Origin of the sequence: Desulfoferrobacter suflitae, assembly GCF_022603395.1 — a bacterium.
In the GTDB taxonomy this organism is placed as follows: Bacteria; Desulfobacterota; Syntrophobacteria; order Syntrophobacterales; family Syntrophobacteraceae; genus Desulfoferrobacter; species Desulfoferrobacter suflitae.
Genome location: NZ_JAIBKA010000015.1, coordinates 44313 through 62614, shown reverse-complemented (window position 1 = coordinate 62614; position 18302 = coordinate 44313). Strand labels below are relative to the sequence as shown.

The window sequence follows — 18302 nt, the reverse complement described above, 5'->3', positions numbered from 1 at the left end:
ATGATCAGGCTGACTGGCATGATCACGTTTGGGGTGAGCTGATTGTGTAAAGCCGCCTACATGCGCAAGGGGTGATTATTCACACATGTGGGAAGATCACAACACACATGTGGGAAGAGCCCCGAGATCGGTGAAACCCACGAACCGCTCAAAATACGTGCGCGCTCGTATTTTACGAGCGGCGATATGAGCGCATGCGGAAATACGAGCGTTCAGGAGGGGCACGCCAAAGGAGCGTCTTATGTCCAAAAACGGCAGTGCGGGCGAATCGAGCGTTTTTTTGCGCGCCGTGTGTACTTTCACGCGCCGCGCGCATGTTACGCGTGCCGCGTGTATTTTCACGCGTTTCGAAGACCATAACGCGCTTGCCCGCACTAAGCCCCGCCTGAATACACTTGAAACCATAAACGAATACAACAAGAAACTCCATCGCGGAAATGCGCCGCACACGAATGCAAGCGAATTGCACGGCATTGTTGCGCACACTCCTTCCCTTGCCGGTGGATGTTAAGGAGCGGCCCGATGGCGAAGGACTATCGCGAACATAGCATCTTTGAAACCCGATTCACCGCCAAACCGACCGAACCGGTAGAATGCCTGGGCATGACGTTTCCGAACGACGAAGAGCGCCGGAAGTACTTCCTGGAAAAGCTGCGTGAGAAGCTAAAGGACCCGGAATTCCGAAAGATCGAGGGCTTTCCGATAGGCTCGGACGAGGACATCCTGTCCTTGTCCGACCCTCCGTACTACACCGCATGCCCCAACCCATTCCTGGACGACTTCATTCGTTGTTACGGAAAGCCTTACGATCCGTCCGTACCTTACAGTCGCAACCCCTTTGCCATTGATGTGAGCGAGGGGAAGACCGACCCTCTTTACAAGGCCCACTCCTATCACACCAAGGTGCCGCACCTGGCCATCGTGCCATCCATCCTCCACTATACGGACCCGGGGGACGTTATTCTGGACGGCTTCTGTGGCTCGGGAATGACCGGTGTTGCAGCCCAGTGGTGTGGGGCCGCTCCGGCGGAATATCGATTTCGGTTGGAGACCGACTGGGCCAAACAGGGACTCGATAAACCGAAGTGGGGCACCCGTCGCGTGGTGTTGAACGATCTGGCCCCGGCGGCCACCTTTATTGCCGCCAACTACAATCTGCCGTTCGACGTCCAGGCATTTGCCAAGGCCGGAAAGAAACTCCTCGCCGAGATGGAGCAAGAGCTCGGCTGGATGTATGAGACCCTCCATACCGACGGCAAGACAAAGGGCCGGATCGACTATACAGTCTGGAGCGAAGTCTTCATCTGTCCGGACTGTACCGGCGAGGTGGTTTTCCTCGATGAGGCGCTTGATGAGGAGACAAAGCGAGTCAGAGGTTCTTTCCCCTGTCCTCACTTTAGTGCGGAATTGACCAAGGACAATCTTGGGCGGGTGTTCGAGTCGCGAGTAGATCCCATCACGGGCGATACCTGGAGGCGCGTGAAGTTTCGACCATCGCTCATCTCTTATGATGTCAGCGGTCAGAGATATGAGAAGAAGCCCGACGATGCTGACCTCCAGCTGCTTGATCGTATTGCACAGATGCCGCTGCCAAGTGAAATGCCGGCAAACCGATTTCCCATCAAGCAGATGTACCACGGATCACGGATAGAGCCGAAGGGCTTCACACACATCCATCACTTCTTCCTTCCCCGGGCTGCTCAAGCATTGACGGCCATGTGGCGAAAGGCAAGCGCCCATAACCACTTGCGCATTCGACACATGCTGCTGTTCTTTGTTGAACAGGCAATATGGACAGCTTCACTTCTCAACCGCTACCGTCCAACAGGTTTCTCTCAAGTCAACCAATATATGACCGGTGTTTATTATCTTGCATCCCAACATGCAGAATGTAGCCCCTGGTACATCTTGGAGGGTAAGCTTGCAAGACTCCCAAGAGTATTTCAGCTCGGTGCTTCTACAAGAGAGAACGCAACCATCTCTACTGGCACCGGAACCATGATCGGAGTTCCTGACAACTCTATCGACTATATCTTTACGGACCCGCCATTCGGAGAAAACATTTACTACGCAGACCTCAACTTCCTGGTTGAATCCTGGCATCGCGTGTTTACGGATGCTGCACCCGAGGCAATCATTGACAAATTCAAGAAGAAAGGGCTACCCGAGTATCAGCGGTTGATGCAGCGGTGTTTTACGGAATACTGCCGTGTTCTCAAGCCCGGCAGGTGGATGACGGTGGTGTTCCACAACTCCCGAAACGCCGTCTGGAACGCCATCCAAGAAGCCATGCTGGCGGCGCGGTTCGTGGTGGCTGACGTCCGAACCATGGACAAACAGCAGGGATCATATCGACAGGTGACCAGCACGGCCGTCAAACAGGACCTGGTAATCTCTGCCTACAAACCAAACGGCGGCCTTGAAGAACGCTTCAAGCTGACTGCTGGAACCGAAGAAGGCGTCTGGGACTTCATCCGAACGCACCTGAAGCAACTCCCGGTTTTCGTCTCCAAGGACGGCCAGGCTGAGGTCATCGCCGAGCGTCAGAACTACCTTCTCTTCGACCGCATGGTCGCTTTCCATGTTCAGCGTGGAGTGACGGTGCCTCTATCCGCTGCGGAGTTCTACCAGGGACTGGTTCAGCGTTTTCCCGAGCGCGAGGGCATGTATTTCCTGCCGGAACAGGCGGCCGAGTACGACAAGAAACGGCTGACCGTCAAGGAGATGTTCCAACTCGAAATTTGGGTCAAAGACGAATCCTCGGCGATCCAGTGGCTCAAACAGCAGCTCACGAAAAAACCACAGACCTTCCAAGAGCTCCACCCTCAATTCCTCAAGGAGATCGGTGGCTGGCACAAGCACGAAAAACCCCTGGAGCTTTCGGATCTATTGGCGCAGAACTTCCTGCTCTACGACGGCAAAAGCGATGTACCCACTCAGATCCACAGCTATCTGTCCACCAATTTCAAAGAGCTGCGCAACCTTCCCAAAGACGATCCGACTCTATGCATCAAGGCCAAAGACCGTTGGTACGTGCCCGATCCCAATAAGGCAGGCGACCTGGAAAAACTACGCGAGCGAACTCTGCTGCGAGAGTTCGAAGAGTACCGAGAGTCCAAGCAGCGGTGGCTCAAAGTCTTCCGCCTTGAAGCCGTACGTGCCGGCTTCAAGAAGGCGTGGCAAGAGCGCGACTACACCACCATCATCACAGTGGCCCGCAAGATACCCGAAAACGTCCTACAGGAAGATCCGAAGCTGCTCATGTGGTATGATCAAGCAGTCACGCGAATGGGAGGTAACCAGGATGTTCAGTAATTTAAGGATTCAGAACTTTAAGTTATGGCAGGACACCGGCTCCATCCGAATGGCTCCAATCACCCTTTTCTTCGGCATCAACAGTTCCGGAAAGTCGAGTATCGGTCAGTTCTTGATGATGCTGAAGCAAACCGTGGAGTCCCCAGACCGGAAGGCGGTCTTTTACCCAGGCGGCAAGACCTCCGCAGTCCAGCTTGGCTCCTTCCAGGAGATGGTATTTCACAGAAATCCCAAGAACAGAATTGCCTTTGAATACAAATGGGACGTCACAGATGCACTAAAGATTAGGGATCCTCTCTCTGCCCAGTCTTACTCGGGGAATATGCTGTCGTTTAATGCTGAAGTCGGCAGTGGAGACAACGAGCAGCATCCACTAGTTTTGTACCGTCTCAAGTATGAGCTCGTTGAAAAGGGCAACCAAGTCTTCTCCATTAGCATGAACCGCCGTTCTGAGACTAAACCAGGATATGAAGTCGTGGCGGCTAAATACTCATTGAAGCGAAACCCTGGACGGCCATGGCAGCGTGGTTCTCCGGTGCGCTTTTATGGCTTCCCGGATGAAGTGGTTGCCTACCATCAAAATGCAGACTTCGTTCAGGAATTGAATCTCCGACACGAGAAGCTCTTCCGATCACTTAACTATTTAGGACCCTTACGCATGAAGGCAGAGCGGCTTTATTCCTGGACTGGCATCGAACCGGAAAGCGTTGGTTATTCCGGTGAGAATACAATCGCTGCTATTCTGGCCGCTCGAAACCGTAAGATAGGACTTGGATACAGGAAACAGACAAAGCCATTTGAAGAAATCATCGCTTTGAAACTCAAAGAGATGGGCCTAATTGAAGAATTTAAGGTCAATCCCATTTCTGAGCAGCGAAATGAATATGAGGTCAAACTCAGAACAAAGGGATCGGAAGACTGGGTTGACCTTCCGGATGTCGGCTTTGGGATTTCCCAAGTGCTGCCGGTGCTGGTACAGTGCTTCTATGCACCTCACAATTCAATCATCATTATGGAACAGCCGGAGATCCATTTACATCCAAGCGCACAAGCTGCTTTGGCCGACGTGATGATTGACGTGGTTAACTCACGTGAATCGAGAACGCACAGAAACATTCAGCTCCTCATCGAAACACATTCGGAACATTTTCTAAGACGGCTCCAGCGCAGAATTGCAGAAGACGCAATTCCACAGAAAAGTGTGTCCGCATATTTTGCAAATGTATCTAAAACGCCGGCGAAACTGGAGCAGCTTCAAATCGATATATATGGGAACATTCAAAACTGGCCAGAGAATTTCTTTGGTGACGAGATGGGGGACATAACTGAGCAATCCAAGGCTGCAATGCAAAAACGGATGGGCCGGCAAAAAGCCGGAGGTCGCTCAGCATGAATAAGCTTTTGAAGAAGTGCCTGCTGGATACCAACGTGCCCAAGACCGCGAATCTAGCAATCGATCCCGCCACAATTCCCGATGAATTGACAGGTTGTGTGCTTGCATGTGTGGAAGCACTGGAGCATGTGGTCAAAACGGGTGGTTTAGTCATGGATGCTGGAGATGAGATCTTCGATGAGTATCGCCGACAACTTGATATGCGAGGGCAACCAGGAGTTGGAGACCGGTTCGTGAAATGGGTCCATGACAATCGCTGGAGATTTCCCACGGAAGATCGGGTGACTATCACAAGGGACGGTGACTCATACAAGGAATTCCCTGATCACGAAGGTCTCTCGGATTTCGACCCTTCTGACCGCAAGTTCGTTGCGGTTGCCAATGCTCATCCAAGAAAACCACCCATTCTGGAAGCAACAGACAGCAAATGGTGGGGCTGGCAACATGCTCTTTTGGATGTCGAAATTGTTGTCAACTTCCTGTGTCCTGACTATGCAAGGACAAAGTATGAAGAGAAGATGGGAACGTGAAGGACGATTTCTATAAATTCCCTTCGACGCCACATCTGGCAATTCTTGGCGAGAACACGGTCCGAGACGACAAGGTCTTGAGTGGGCAGGAACGAGATCAGTTCCTGCGACACGAGCTCGCCGTTGAAGAAAAAGTGGATGGCTCAAATCTGGGCATTTCATTTGACGCTTCTGGTAACTTAAGAGTCCAGAATAGAGGATCATACCTCCATTCTCCCTATTCAGGCCAGTGGAAGAAACTCTCGGAGTGGTTGGAACCCAGGATTGACCTGCTTCTGGACACTCTATCTGATCGGTACATCCTGTTCGGAGAATGGTGTTATGCGGTGCATTCCATCTTCTATGTTCGGCTGCCGGATCGATTTCTCGGGTTCGATGTCTTTGACAAAAACAACGGCAGATTCTTTTCAAGTCCCAGACGCGATGCGGTTTTGCATTCGCTTGGCATCTTCCAAGTGCCCACAATAGCCAAAGGGCGCTTTGCACTATCTGATCTCGTAAATCTGCTTTCACAGTCGCGGTTCACTGATAAACCCGCAGAGGGCCTTTATCTCCGTTATGACAAGGGAGACTGGCTCGATCAGCGTGCCAAGCTGGTTCGCCCTGAATTCATCCAGTCGATTACAGAACACTGGCTGCGGAAGGGGATCAGAGCCAATCGATTGCAACTGGGGGCACTGGCATGACTACGGTTGAATCCCGCTTGGTCAATCAATGGTTCTATTCCGTCGATCATCAGTGCATATGCCAGCTCATCGAAGTCCAGTCGCTCTGGGGCGAAACGACCTGCCGCGTATGGCTGCCCGGCAGTGATGCCGTGGTCCGCATCCCGGCCTCAACGCTTAAATCTCTGGACAGCGCCGGGACTGGTTCGCCAGACGGCATCACCTACGTCGCGGCCGCGGCGCGGGTGGCCGATGCCCTGACTCAGGACGTTCTCCTAGCGCCCATCGAGTCCTCCGTCATCCCGCTTCCGCACCAGATTCGGGCCCTGTCCCGCGCCATCGCCAACGACCGGGTGCGCTATCTTCTGGCGGACGAAGTCGGCCTTGGCAAAACCATCGAGGCCGGTCTCATTCTGCGGGAGCTGAAGCTGCGCGGGCTGGTCAAGCGGACGCTCGTCATCGCTCCGAAGGGGTTGGTGAGTCAGTGGGTCAGCGAAATGCGCTTTCACTTTGGTGAAACCTTCCAGCTTGTTCTCCCCGAGGACATCAAGACACTGAGGCGGATCGGGGGAATTGATGATTTTAGATTGCAGGATTTTAGATTTCAAAACGAGACTGCGGCAATCTGCAATCACCAATCTGCAATCTCAAATCAAAAATCACCAATCTCAAATCCCTGGCAGATGTTCTCCCAGGTGGTTGTGCCAATGGACTCGGTTAAACCCATGGACAAGCGTCGGGGATGGACCAAGAGCCAGGTGCACGAGTACAACCGCGAGCGGTTCGAGGACTTGATATCGGCCGGTTGGGACCTGGTCATCGTGGACGAGGCCCATCGACTGGGGGGAAGCACCGACCAGGTGGCGCGCTTTAAACTAGGCCAAGGACTGTCCGAGGCGGCACCATATTTTTTGCTTCTTTCGGCCACGCCGCACCAGGGCAAGACCGACGCCTTCCACCGGCTGATGTCCCTGATCGACGCTCAGGAGTTTCCGGACGTAGGCAGTGTGACCCGCGAGAGGGTCCAGCCGCATGTGATCCGAACCGAAAAGCGCCGCGCCATCGACGCCGAGGGAAAGCCGTTGTTCAAACCCCGGCGCACCGAGATCGGCCCGGTCTCCTGGGAAGAGCGCCACCGCGATCAGCAGCTTCTCTATGAAGCCGTCACGGAATATGTTCGCGAGGGTTACAACCAGGCCATGCGGGAGAAAAGAAGCACCATCGGCTTCCTGATGATTCTGATGCAACGTCTGGTGGTGTCCAGTACAAGCGCCATCCGCACGACACTTGAAAGACGCCTCGATGCGCTGAAGGGAACCGCAAATGAACGCGAATTGACGCAAATAGGACAAGAGGAACCATTCGCGTCCATTGGCGTTTATTCGCGGTTTTCTACAGAGGAATGGGAGGACCTGGACGGCCAGGAACAGATCGACATGCTGCTCGGTATCCGTCTCAAAGCTCTCAAGAACGAGCGCGCGGAGGTCAAGCTGCTGCTCGATGCCGCGGCCCGATGTGAGCAGACAGGGCCGGATGCCAAGGCCGAGGCACTGCTCGACTGGCTCTACCGTCTCCAATCCGAAGAAGGTGATACAGAGCTCAAGGCGCTGGTCTTCACCGAGTTCGTTCCAACACAAGAGATGCTGCAGCGCTTCTTGACCGAACGTGGATTTTCGGTGGTCTGCCTGAACGGCTCCATGGACATGGAGGAGCGCAAGAGGGTTCAGGAAGCATTCGCCCATGAAGTCCGCATCCTCATTTCCACCGACGCTGGTGGGGAGGGCCTGAACCTGCAATTCTGCCACGTGGTGATCAACTACGATATTCCTTGGAACCCGATGCGGCTCGAACAGCGGATCGGCCGCGTGGATCGTATCGGGCAGCCCCACACCGTGCGCGCTGTCAACTTCGTTTTTGAAGACTCGGTCGAACACCGGGTCCGGGAGGTCCTGGAGCAGAAGCTCGCCGTCATCTTCGAGGAATTCGGGATCGATAAGACCGGTGACGTGCTGGATTCGGCCCAGGCCGGTCGAATGTTCGACGAAATGTACCTGGAGGCGATCCTCAACCCGGAAAAGATGGAGGAATCCGTGGACGGCGTAATCGCCCGGCTGCAAGACCAGGTGCGCGAAGCCCGTACGACCGCTTCGGTACTTGGGGCGACGGAAGACCTTGAGCCGGGCGAAGCTCAGCGACTCTTGACCCATCCGTTGCCCCATTGGGTTGAGCGCATGACCGTGAGCTATCTGAAAGCGCACGGTGGCCAGGCTGAAAGAAAAGGCCAAACTTGGAACATCACCTGGCCCGATGGCGAGATTTACACGAACGCGGTCTTTACGGGCAAGGAGGCTGAGAGGTTTCCCACCGCCCGGCACCTCACCCTGGAAGAGCCGAAAATTCGCGGCCTGGCCATGCGACTTCCCCGCTTCGCACCCGGTCAGCCGGTCCCAGTCGTATCCCTTCCTGGCGTCCCCAAAGAAATCAATGGAGTCTGGTCCCTGTGGCGGATCGCCATAACAACCATGGAATGGAACCGCCGAAGGATCATGCCGTTATTCCTTGCTGACGATGGCAGGGTCTTCATGCCGACGGCAAGGCATGTCTGGGACCAGCTCCTCATGGCAAGCCCGAAAGTCTGTTCCATTCTCGACACTCAGGTGTCCCAGACCGTCCACGCACAGATGCACAAGGCCGCCGAAGAGCAAGGAAAGCCCATCTACGAGGCACTCGTACAGGAACACCGAGCGAGAATCGCTCGTGAGCGGGAGAAAGCCGACTATGCCTTCGCGGCCCGACGCAAAACCATCGAGCGGATCGGCCTGCCGCAAGTGCGCAATTACCGCCTTGCCCTTCTCGCTCAAGAGGAGAAAACCTTTCAGCAACAACTTGACGAAAGAGCCCATGTCTATCCCGAGATGGTGGCCTTGCTCATGATTCGCGTGGAAGGGAACCGCGAATGAACACAAATGAACGCGAATATATAGAAAGTGACCTGACATACAAGGTTGTCGGCTGTGCAATGGCGGTTGTGAACGTGCTGGGTCATGGTCTGCGGGAAAAGACATATGAGCGGGCTCTGTGCGTTGAGTTCGAAAATCAAGGATTGTCCTTTCAGCAGCAACACATCTATCCTATTTATTACCGCAATCAACATATTGATGACTACATCCCTGATCTCGAGGTAGAGAGTCGCCTGATTGTTGAGGTGAAGACAGTAGACAGAATCGTTGACGAGCATATCGGCCAAGTGCTGAACTACCTCAGAATTAGCGACCTGGAAGCTGGAGTGATCCTAAATTTCAAGCATCCAAAACTCGAGTGGAAAAAGATCGTGCTGCAACAGGGCAGGAAAGCGAAATGAGCAGAGCCCCTTCCTTTCTAAATTTGCGTTCATTTGCGTCCATTCGCGGTTGGAGTAATCCATGAGTAGCTGGCGCGATCAAATTCTGAAAGAATTTACCCCGAAAGTCGCTCGGCTCACTCTGGTGGCGGACCCCGACGGTCTGCTGCTCGAGGAGATAATTCTCGAAGGCATTCGTGAACGGGGGTTCGAGCTGATCCCCTTCGAGGACCACATCGCGTTCCGTTACGCCTATGAATCGAAATTCCGTTCCCGTTGGGACCGGGGCGAGGATACGGACCTGGTGGTCGTTTTGCATTCCCAGGCAAGCGATCTCGGTGCGTTGCCTTACGACCTTCTTGAGGCAAGCCGCAAGCTGTCCTTCAACCTCGGGGACATCTTCCCGAACCTCAGCTATCCGGTCGTAACCGCTTTGGACCGTGGGGACCTGGATGCTTTGTACCAGGCTCAAAAGCGGCATACCCCCGGTCAACTTGGCGATAACGCCACCAAGGGATTCGTCCTCCTGCATGTCTTCGAAATCGCCCCTGAGCTTATCAAACAGCCGTCCGATCTGCTGAGGGTACTATTGCGCCGTCATTACCGTGGTCAGCGAATCCCTGCCATCCTCGACGAACGGTTCATCCAGTTCCTGCGCCGGAACAATGCCTTCGACGATTGGCCACTTGAAACCCTTATTCCGGACAGGGAAGCATTTTTCGGCTTTCTCCAGGAACGTTGGCCTATTTTCCTTGACCGGATGGCAGAAGCAGTGCGAGGTGCGAGGTGCGAAGTGCGGGAGGCTGAAGCCTCAGGGTACGCTGAGGAAACGCACTACGCACCTCGCACCACGCACTTGGTTCCCGATCTTCCCTTCGAGCATCATGACATCCGTGTTTACGTCGATAACCTGTTTCTCGATGGACTGCTTCATTCCGTATCTCATGAGCATGCAGATACCCTGTCCAATACATGGGTAAGCGTCGGCGTTCGAACCGATCCCGCCTCGGACCGGTCTCGTCGCTTGACCAAGCTCGTCGAAGGCCTTCAGCCATCCATTCCGGCAGAGGATGCAAGGCACGGGGAGTGGCTTCACTTCGCTCGCATATGGGCGGAGCTGGTGATGTTGGCGAATGGAGAGGATGGAGCCGTTCCCGCGAAAACGAGCGAGCGTATCAAGAGATTGCAGGAACAAGTGGACACGGGATTCCGCACCTGGCTCTTGAAGCGGTACGCCGGTCTTGTCAACCTCCCGCCCGTACCTCCGGTCATGCTGCATCACCTCCCGCGATTCCTTTCCCGCCAGGTGGCGGAAGATCGTGGCGTCAAGGTCGCGCTGCTCCTGGTGGATGGTCTTGCCCTGGACCAGTGGCTGGTAGTCCGGGAATCGCTCGCCTCACGGCAGTCCGGTTTCCGCTTTCGGGAGCAGGCGGTCTTCGCCTGGATTCCTTCGCTCACATCCGTCTCGCGCCAGGCCGCCTTTGCCGGCAAGGCCCCCGTCTTCTTTCCCGAAAGCATCCGGATCACCGACAAGGAATCGGTTCTGTGGACGCAATTCTGGGCGGATCAAGGCTTCACATCGAGTGAGATCGTGTACCTCAAGGGCTTGGGTGACGGTAGTCTGGAGAGGGTTTCGGAGGCGCTTTCTCATCCCAAGGCGAGGATCGCCGGCCTGGTGATCGACAAGGTCGACAAGATCATGCACGGGATGGAAATGGGCACGGCCGGCATGCACAACCAGGTGCGCCAGTGGGCCCAGCAGCCTTACTTATGCTCGCTCCTTGATCTGCTCTTGGATCATGGGTTTCGAATCTACCTGACCTCCGACCATGGCAATATCGAAGCCGAAGGCTGCGGCCGTCCCACGGAAGGGGCCGTGGCGGACCTGCGCGGCGAACGAGTCCGCGTCTATCCCGACGCTGTGCTTCGCGCCAATGTGAAAGAACGTTTTCCGGGCACGCTGGCATGGGACCCCATCGGTCTCCCGGACGACTACCTCGCTCTCCTGGCTCCGGCCAGACAGGCATTTATTCACGAGAAACTGCGCACCGTGGGTCACGGGGGCATTTCTCTCGAGGAGCTCATCGTTCCTCTGGTACAAATCGAGCGAACGGCTGGGAGCCTTGTGTCTGGGAGTCTTGCGTCGAACGTCAAGCGTCAAGGGATTCCAGCAAATGACTAGCCACAACGAGAGCCGGACGCAAGACGCGCGACGCGCGACGCCAAGACGCATTCGCCAGATCGGATTCAGCCAACGTGTGCGACTGGAATGGCTCGAACAGACCGCTAACCTCGTCCTCTCCGGGAACGACAGAATTGCTGTCAACGATGCCCTTCAGGAGCTTTTACAGGACAAGGTTTCCATCGGCGGGCAGGCAGTCCGCGGCAATCGTGAGAAGATCATCACCATTCTTTTGAAAGTGTGGCTCACGGCGCCGGCCGAGCTCAAGTCCCTGCGCGTGAGCGGCCTGGAGCTGCTCAAGCGTGTTCCTAGATTGGACCACCTGCCCGTGCATTGGGGAATGGTCATGGCCGTCTACCCCTTCTGGGCGGACGTGGCCTCCCAGGTCGGCCGTCTCCTGAGACTCCAAGGCTCTGCCGCTGCGGCACATGTCCAACGCCGCATACGCGAGCAGCACGGCGAACGAGAAACAGTCTCCCGCGCCGCCCGTCGCGTTCTACGCTCGTTCCTGGACTGGGGCGTGCTCAAAAAGACTGATGCGAAAGGAATCTACAGCGCAGCTCCCCCAGTGACCGTTGACAGCCCTGCGCTGATCGCATGGCTTGTTGAGGCCTCCTTGCATTCACGAACCAATGGATCGGCACCGCTGAGGGACCTGCTCGACAGTCCCAGCCTTTTCCCCTTCCGTCTGGCGCACATATCCGCGGAGCGCTTAGCGTCTCTTTCGCCGCGCATGGAGCTTTTGAGGCACGGATTGGATGATGACCTGGTGATGCTGCATTGCCAAACTGCAGACGACATCCGCTCGTGAGTAGCAAGGACTGGGGGAAAACAGCCATCTCCAAGGCCCGTAGACGAGCAAGAAATCTGTCACTTCTTTTACGGTAAGTGGAGGCGTTTGTATCATGAAGCAGCACATCAAACCCTCTGTAGATGACCTCAGATTGGAATACGTCCTCATGCAAGCGTGGAAGAAGACTTCAGCATATCTGCGTTCCCACAGCTGGTATGCTGACATGCTTGGAATTGATTATCAGTCCTTGCGTATTCCACGATTTATCGGCGAGATCCAAGAGAGATTATGCGAACCCCAAAAATGGAGTTCTGAACCCATCGAGTTGGTTCCTGCTCGGAAGAGCCAATCTTGGGTTTCATTAGTCGGGTTGCCGCGAATATTGAGGCCTTGGAAATCCTCTGCGATAGCCAAGCCGATAGGCACTACTTCAAAGATTGTTTGCAGTTCGTTTACCCGCGCCCACAGATCCCGGTTCAGGCGATTAATTTCTTTTTCCGCCGACTTGCGCTCGCTTATATCCCGCACGATCAAGAGAATCGAGGGCCTGTCCAGGGACTCGAGGAAGGTGCCGCTGACTTCCACCTGTGATTCTTGCCCGTCCAGGCGAATAATGGAAACTTCTGCCAATGGCGTTTGTATCTTTTGCTCGAGCACCTGTCTTATGCGGTTCTTGGCCTGAGCATGAAAATCCGGATGGATAAGATCCAGCACCGGCTTTCCGATCGGGCTTTCCCGCGAGGTGGCACCCAACAGCTTGACTCCGGCGGGGTTCACGTAAACGAGCCTCCCTTCCGTATGCACCGCCACCAAGTCGGGCTATGTTTCGCGGGGACGGCGCATGGCTATGAACGGGATCGACAAGACTCGACGGCGATGACATGGCGATGATCAGGATTGACAATCCCGGTCCAGTTTGTTAGGCAATAACGTTTAAATTTTTAGGCAAATTGAGGCTCTCTAAGGAGTATAGATCGTCGTGAAAAGAACTCTGTTCCTCAATCCACCCTCTTTCGAGGGCTTCGATGGGGGGGCGGGTGCACGTTATCCCGCGAGGCGTGAAGTGACTTCCTACTGGTACCCTACCTGGCTGGCTCAACCGACCGCCATGGTGCCCGGCAGCAAACTGGTCGATGCGCCGCCCCAGCGGCTGCACATGCGGGACGTGTTAGCCATTGCCGCCGACTATGAGCTGATCGTCATGCACACCAGTTTTTCTTCTCTGGCCAACGACAGCAGGTGTGCAGAGGCGTTGAGGGCCGCAAATCCCGGTGTACGCATAGGTTTTGTCGGTGCTCATGTAACGGTGTTGCCCGAAGAGACCCTGCAAAAGGCCGCTGCAGTCGATTTTGTGTGCCGCAATGAGTTCGATTACACTTGCCTGGAGCTGGCTCGGGACAAGCCGTATCGTGACATCAAAGGAATCAGCTATCGCGCTGCGGACGGTTCCATAAAGCACACACCGGAGCGGGAGCTTTCCCGCAATTTGGATCATCTGCCCAGTGTGTTGCCGGTCTACCATCGCGATCTGGATGTCAACAACTACTTCATCGGATACCTGCTGCATCCTTATGTATCCTTCTATACGGGGCGCGGTTGTCCGGGCCGCTGCACTTTTTGCCTGTGGCCGCAGACGATTGCAGGGCACAAATACAGAACCAAAAGCCCGGCTGTTGTGATCCGTGAACTGGAAGAGGGCAAAGAGCTTTTTCCCGAAACGCGCGAATGGTTTTTTGACGACGATACCTTCACCGCCGATCGCGAGCGCGCTCTGGAGATCAGCAAAGGACTTAAAAAGCTCAAGCTGACCTGGTCGTGTAATGCGCGTGCCAATCTCGATTTTGCCACCCTCAAGCAGCTCAAAGAAAACGGTTTGCGCCTGCTGGTAGTGGGCTTTGAGACGGGTAACGCAGAGATTCTCAAGCGCATTAAAAAGGGTGTGACCCTTGACATGTCGCGCCGGTTTGTAAAGCACTGCAACCAATTGGGCATCAAAGTGCACGGGACTTTCATGATCGGTTTGCCCATAGAAAGTCGCCGCAGTATCGAGGAGACCATACGCTTTGCCCAGGAGCTGGATCCTTACAGTATCCAGGTGTCGATCGCAGCGCCTTTTCCGGGCACGGAATTTTATCAGCAGGCGGTGCGCAACGGATGGCTGAAAAACGATGCACCGTTGGCTGACAGTGGAATCCAAATGGCCACCCTGAGCTACCCCGATCTCACCCTGGAGGAGATCCAGGATGCGGTCGAACGCATGTATCGCGAGTTTTATTTCCATCCCAGGCCGATTCTGCGCATGCTGCGGGAAATGGCGACCAACGGCCATCTGCTGATGCGCCGTTTGCGGGAAGGGAGAGAGTTTTTGAGTTACCTCAACGCGCGCCGGCATACCGGCCATGCGGCGACGAATCAAGAACACTTACAGTGTCTCAAGTAGGAGCGGGCATGCCAGGCGACCGCTTTTCGGTGGGCACGCGGAGCGAATTGCGCCGTTGTAAGGCCATCCTGTTTGACTTCGGGGGCACCCTGGATTCCGACGGCGAGCATTGGCTGGATCGATTTTATGCGTTGTACGAGAGCGCTGGTCTCGAGGTGCCCAGGGATTTGATCAAAAAAGTATTTTATCAAGCGGATCAAACGTGTTGCGATGATCCGCAAGTCGACCGGATGGGGCTCAGACCTTTGATGGAGTACCATATCCGGCATCAGTTCGCACTGTTGAATTTGCACGAGGCGTCGCAACAGGCACGACAAATGGCCCTTGAGTTCTGCGCCAAGACGGAGTACTGCCTCAAGCGGAATGCGGCGCTGTTGAGGCGGTTGCGCAACGATTACCGAATGGGGGTTGTTTCCAACTTCTATGGCAATGTTGCAGCCCTGTGTGAAGAGGCTGGATTGACGGAACACCTGATCACCATTCTGGATTCTACCCGATTGGGTTACGGCAAGCCAAACCGCGAAATATTCGAACGGGCCCTGCAGGATCTGGATGTCACAGCAGAGGACTGCATTTTTGTTGGAGATTCCTACGACAGGGACATGTTGCCGGCGCGCCGCATGGGGATGAAGACCATCTGGATTAAAGGGCCGAACCCGAGATTTCCGGCTGAACCCGAGCCAGTGGACTGGACCATTGAAAGTCTGGCTGAATTGGAGTCCTTACTGTTATGAAGGCAGCCATCATCGCAGCCGGAGTTGGAGAAAGGCTGACGCTCGGAGGAATCAGGACTCCCAAACCGCTCGTGCCGGTGGGAGGAAGGCCTCTCATCGAACGAATCATCGGTGCCGCTGCACGACTCGGAATGAGTTCCGCTGCCTGCATCGTTAATGATGTGCAGCGGGACGTGGCCGAGTTCTTGCGATCGACTTCATGGCCGATTCCTCTGGAGCTCACGGTCAAAACCACGCCGAGCTCCATGGAGAGTCTCTTTTGCCTTGAACCGTTTCTGCGGGAGGAGCCATTTCTGCTGTTCACCGTGGATGTGGTATTTGGGTTCGCCACGGTTCGGGACTTTTTGGCCGCTGCACAAGAGTGCAAGGGAGCGGCCGGTGTGCTGGCCCTTACGGACCACATCGACGATGAAAAGCCCCTGTGGGCAAAAATTCAGGGCGATTCCAGGATCACCGCTCTGGGCGATACAGCCAGGGGAAGCCGGTACGTTACCGCCGGCTTTTATTATTTTGAGCCGACCATATTTTCCCTGGTCGATGCGGCCCGCCGGCGGAACTTGACGGCCCTGCGTCAATTCCTGGGACTGCTTATCGCTACGGGGCATAGCTTGTGCGGCCTGCCCGTGGCAAAGACCATCGATGTGGATTATGCGGAAGATATTCAAAAAGCCGACCGTTTTTTGAAAGAGATTAACGAACGATGAAGCCCTCCACGGTGCTCGGTGTGTTTCGCGAACAGATCTTTTCGCCGGGAAAGGTGCAGGATGACGCAGCCATCCTCGATGCGACTCTCGCTGTGCTGTCACAGTTCGGGTGCAAGGTGTCCGGTGTAAAAGCCGAAGCGTTGCAAGGGTCCCTGCCTCGTCCTGACTGTGTCCTCAATATGGCGCAGTCCGCGCGCTGTCTTGAAATCCTCGACCAGTGGGAAGCTGGGGGTACTCAGGTGATCAACTCGGCCGGGTCGATCCGCAACTGCTATCGTAAGCCGTTGATAAGGCTGTTGCTGGAAGCCGGTGTGCATTTGCCGCCCAGCCGCATTGTTCCACTGGAACAAGCAGCAGATCGAAAAAGTTGGCAGTGCTCGGGTCCTGTCTGGCTGAAGCGTGGTGACGTCCACGCCATGCAGTCGGGCGATGTGGTATTCTCCAGTTCGCATGAGGATTTTGCCGTCGCTGTAGACCATTTCCGCCGTCACCATGTGTTGGACATTCTGGTTCAGGACCACGTGCAGGGCCGCGTGGTCAAGTTTTATGGCGTTGGCGAGGGGGAATATTTTAGAGCTTTTTGTACAGAGTCCGGTGAGGAACTCACCTGTCAGGTTGAGCCGCTCACCCGGATAGCTGCCCATGCAGCCCGGACCATCGGGCTTAAAGTGTATGGTGGAGATGCAGTGCTGACCAGTCAAAACAAGGTATTCCTGATCGATCTCAATGATTGGCCCAGCTTTTCCCGTTGCCGCAGCAGTGCGGCCGAGAGCATCGCCTCTTACGTGATCAACAGGAATTGACTCAAGGCCGCTGGTTCGCTCCATCGAGCCGATTTTGTGCGAGAAAACAGAGGTCAGCCGAATGTATTACAAAGACTTTAGTGCAAGTGACGTTGAGACCGAGTCGTCCCAGCTATATCATGAAGAGCAGCAGTTCATGTCGCCCGGCCTTCAGGAAGTAGCGCAGCTTTCCCAGCTGGTTATCAAGAGGGGGCGAGGTTGCTATCTGGAGGATGTGGACGGCAAACGCTATTTGGACTTTATGGCAGGTGTTGCGGTTTGCAGCCTTGGGCACTCCCATCCCACTTATGTCGAGGCATTGAAAAAGCAGCTGGATCGGGTATCTGTCGGCAGCTTCACCACGGAGAACCGGGTGCGGCTTCTCAAAACCATTGCTGCGCTGACTCCCGAAGGTCTGACCCGCACTCAGTTATACAGTGGCGGTGCTGAAGCGGTTGAAGCGGCCCTCAGGTTAGCCAAATCCTATACAAAAAAATTTGAAATTCTCAGCTTTTGGGGAGGGTTTCATGGAAAGACCGGCGGTGTTCTGGGCTTGATCGGGGATCCCTTTAAAAAGCACTGGGGGGTGCAGCACCCCGGGCTGCACCTGGCTCCGTATGCGGACTGTTATCGTTGCCCCTACAAAATGCAATATCCTCAGTGCGGTCTGTTCTGCCTCGAATTCATCGAAAAAATGATCGAAAACAATACCGCCGGCAGTCTGGCCGCCATCATTGTGGAGACGATTCAAGGAACTGCAGGAAACATTATCCCTCCCCCCGAATTCTTGCCCGGGCTGGTGGAGATCGCGCGCAAGAACGATGCGCTCATTATTGCTGACGAGATGATCACCGGCTTTGGGCGCACAGGCAAGATGTTCGGCTGCCATCACACCGGTATCAAGCCTGACATCATGACGGTAGGCAAAGGGATGGGCAGCGGATTTCCGGTTTCCGGCCTGATTTCAACCGATGAAATCACAGCGAGCCATCCGTTCTCCAAACCGAGTTCCTCCTCCAGCAGCTATGGCGGGAATCCTTTGGCCAGCACTGCAGCGCTGGCGACTGTTGAGACCATTGTCAATGAGTCCCTGGTGGAGAATTCACGCGTCGTGGGGCGGCATTTGCTGGATGGGCTCAAACGGCTGCAGGAAAAGTATGAATTCATAGGAGACGTGCGCGGTCGCGGTTTGCTCATCGGCGTCGAACTGGTCAAGGACCGCCGCAGCAAGGAACCTTTGGACAAGAGCGTTACCAAACAGATCTATCTGGAGAGTCTGCGGCGCGGGCTGATCAGCATGAACTATAAGGCCAACTTCCGCATCAATCCGCCGCTTACGCTGAGTAAAGCGGAAGCGGACGAGGGGCTGGGTATTATTGACGAGGTTTTCGCGCACGTCGCGGAGCACATTCCCTATAAGTAAT

General features: G+C 55.1%; 15 protein-coding genes. 14 read left to right on the top strand and 1 reads right to left on the bottom strand.

Annotation, left to right across the window (positions count from 1 at the left end):
• Positions 1 to 241 precede the first annotated feature (241 nt).
• From K1V27_RS20465 to K1V27_RS20425, 9 genes are all read left to right on the top strand, one after another.
• Entirely contained in the window at positions 242 to 511 is a 270-nt protein-coding gene (locus K1V27_RS20465; RefSeq protein WP_258932082.1) for a hypothetical protein, read from the top strand.
• A gap of 11 nt (positions 512 to 522) precedes the next feature.
• Positions 523 to 3315 (top strand): site-specific DNA-methyltransferase, encoded by a 2793-nt coding sequence (locus tag K1V27_RS20460; RefSeq protein WP_258932080.1) that lies wholly within the window; start codon positions 523 to 525, stop codon positions 3313 to 3315.
• Entirely contained in the window at positions 3305 to 4708 is a 1404-nt protein-coding gene (locus tag K1V27_RS20455; protein ID WP_258932071.1) for a DUF3696 domain-containing protein, read from the top strand. Before K1V27_RS20460 ends, K1V27_RS20455 begins: the two co-directional genes overlap by 11 nt.
• A complete protein-coding gene (locus tag K1V27_RS20450) occupies positions 4705 to 5238 on the top strand; it encodes a hypothetical protein (RefSeq protein WP_258932069.1) in 534 nt (177 codons plus the stop codon). Before K1V27_RS20455 ends, K1V27_RS20450 begins: the two co-directional genes overlap by 4 nt.
• Complete coding sequence (locus tag K1V27_RS20445) at positions 5235 to 5924, top strand: RNA ligase family protein (RefSeq protein WP_258932067.1); 690 nt, start codon at positions 5235 to 5237, stop codon at positions 5922 to 5924. Before K1V27_RS20450 ends, K1V27_RS20445 begins: the two co-directional genes overlap by 4 nt.
• Positions 5921 to 8863: a DEAD/DEAH box helicase gene (locus tag K1V27_RS20440; protein WP_258932066.1), complete on the top strand. Its 2943-nt coding sequence runs from the start codon at positions 5921 to 5923 to the stop codon at positions 8861 to 8863. The genes K1V27_RS20445 and K1V27_RS20440 overlap by 4 nt, the downstream gene beginning before the upstream one ends.
• Positions 8860 to 9264 carry a GxxExxY protein gene (locus K1V27_RS20435; RefSeq protein WP_258932063.1) on the top strand — a complete coding sequence of 135 codons (405 nt, stop codon included), beginning with the start codon at positions 8860 to 8862 and terminating at the stop codon, positions 9262 to 9264. The genes K1V27_RS20440 and K1V27_RS20435 overlap by 4 nt, the downstream gene beginning before the upstream one ends.
• A gap of 61 nt (positions 9265 to 9325) precedes the next feature.
• On the top strand, positions 9326 to 11425 hold the full coding sequence (gene pglZ / locus K1V27_RS20430; protein ID WP_258932058.1) for a BREX-3 system phosphatase PglZ: 2100 nt from the start codon (positions 9326 to 9328) through the stop codon (positions 11423 to 11425).
• Entirely contained in the window at positions 11418 to 12236 is an 819-nt protein-coding gene (locus K1V27_RS20425; RefSeq protein WP_258932054.1) for a hypothetical protein, read from the top strand. Before pglZ ends, K1V27_RS20425 begins: the two co-directional genes overlap by 8 nt.
• Positions 12237 to 12458: 222 nt before the next feature.
• On the opposite strand, the gene K1V27_RS20420 is transcribed toward K1V27_RS20425, so the two are convergent.
• On the bottom strand, positions 12459 to 13028 hold the full coding sequence (locus K1V27_RS20420) for a PAS domain S-box protein (protein WP_309574035.1): 570 nt from the start codon (positions 13026 to 13028) through the stop codon (positions 12459 to 12461).
• A gap of 169 nt (positions 13029 to 13197) precedes the next feature.
• Between K1V27_RS20420 and hpnJ the strand changes: the two genes are divergently transcribed.
• From hpnJ to K1V27_RS20395, 5 genes are all read left to right on the top strand, one after another.
• On the top strand, positions 13198 to 14658 hold the full coding sequence (hpnJ, locus tag K1V27_RS20415) for a hopanoid biosynthesis associated radical SAM protein HpnJ (RefSeq protein ID WP_258932051.1): 1461 nt from the start codon (positions 13198 to 13200) through the stop codon (positions 14656 to 14658).
• A gap of 8 nt (positions 14659 to 14666) precedes the next feature.
• A complete protein-coding gene (locus K1V27_RS20410; protein ID WP_258932049.1) occupies positions 14667 to 15392 on the top strand; it encodes an HAD family hydrolase in 726 nt (241 codons plus the stop codon).
• On the top strand, positions 15389 to 16096 hold the full coding sequence (locus K1V27_RS20405) for a nucleotidyltransferase family protein (RefSeq protein ID WP_258932047.1): 708 nt from the start codon (positions 15389 to 15391) through the stop codon (positions 16094 to 16096). The genes K1V27_RS20410 and K1V27_RS20405 overlap by 4 nt, the downstream gene beginning before the upstream one ends.
• Entirely contained in the window at positions 16093 to 16899 is an 807-nt protein-coding gene (locus K1V27_RS20400; protein ID WP_258932045.1) for an ATP-grasp domain-containing protein, read from the top strand. Before K1V27_RS20405 ends, K1V27_RS20400 begins: the two co-directional genes overlap by 4 nt.
• Before the next feature lie 61 nt (positions 16900 to 16960).
• A complete protein-coding gene (locus K1V27_RS20395) occupies positions 16961 to 18301 on the top strand; it encodes an aspartate aminotransferase family protein (RefSeq protein ID WP_258932044.1) in 1341 nt (446 codons plus the stop codon).
• Position 18302 lies beyond the last annotated feature (1 nt).

Excerpts from the sequence above, each read along its gene's own strand:
- K1V27_RS20440 (WP_258932066.1), top strand. The coding sequence starts at position 5,921 with ATGACTACGGTTGAATCCCGCTTGGTCAATCAATGGTTCTATTCCGTC.
- K1V27_RS20405 (WP_258932047.1), top strand. The coding sequence starts at position 15,389 with ATGAAGGCAGCCATCATCGCAGCCGGAGTTGGAGAAAGGCTGACGCTC.
- pglZ (WP_258932058.1), top strand. The coding sequence starts at position 9,326 with ATGAGTAGCTGGCGCGATCAAATTCTGAAAGAATTTACCCCGAAAGTC.
- K1V27_RS20410 (WP_258932049.1), top strand. The coding sequence starts at position 14,667 with ATGCCAGGCGACCGCTTTTCGGTGGGCACGCGGAGCGAATTGCGCCGT.
- K1V27_RS20465 (WP_258932082.1), top strand. The coding sequence starts at position 242 with ATGTCCAAAAACGGCAGTGCGGGCGAATCGAGCGTTTTTTTGCGCGCC.
- K1V27_RS20400 (WP_258932045.1), top strand. The coding sequence starts at position 16,093 with ATGAAGCCCTCCACGGTGCTCGGTGTGTTTCGCGAACAGATCTTTTCG.
- K1V27_RS20425 (WP_258932054.1), top strand. The coding sequence starts at position 11,418 with ATGACTAGCCACAACGAGAGCCGGACGCAAGACGCGCGACGCGCGACG.
- K1V27_RS20435 (WP_258932063.1), top strand. The coding sequence starts at position 8,860 with ATGAACACAAATGAACGCGAATATATAGAAAGTGACCTGACATACAAG.
- K1V27_RS20460 (WP_258932080.1), top strand. The coding sequence starts at position 523 with ATGGCGAAGGACTATCGCGAACATAGCATCTTTGAAACCCGATTCACC.
- K1V27_RS20455 (WP_258932071.1), top strand. The coding sequence starts at position 3,305 with ATGTTCAGTAATTTAAGGATTCAGAACTTTAAGTTATGGCAGGACACC.
- K1V27_RS20450 (WP_258932069.1), top strand. The coding sequence starts at position 4,705 with ATGAATAAGCTTTTGAAGAAGTGCCTGCTGGATACCAACGTGCCCAAG.
- K1V27_RS20395 (WP_258932044.1), top strand. The coding sequence starts at position 16,961 with ATGTATTACAAAGACTTTAGTGCAAGTGACGTTGAGACCGAGTCGTCC.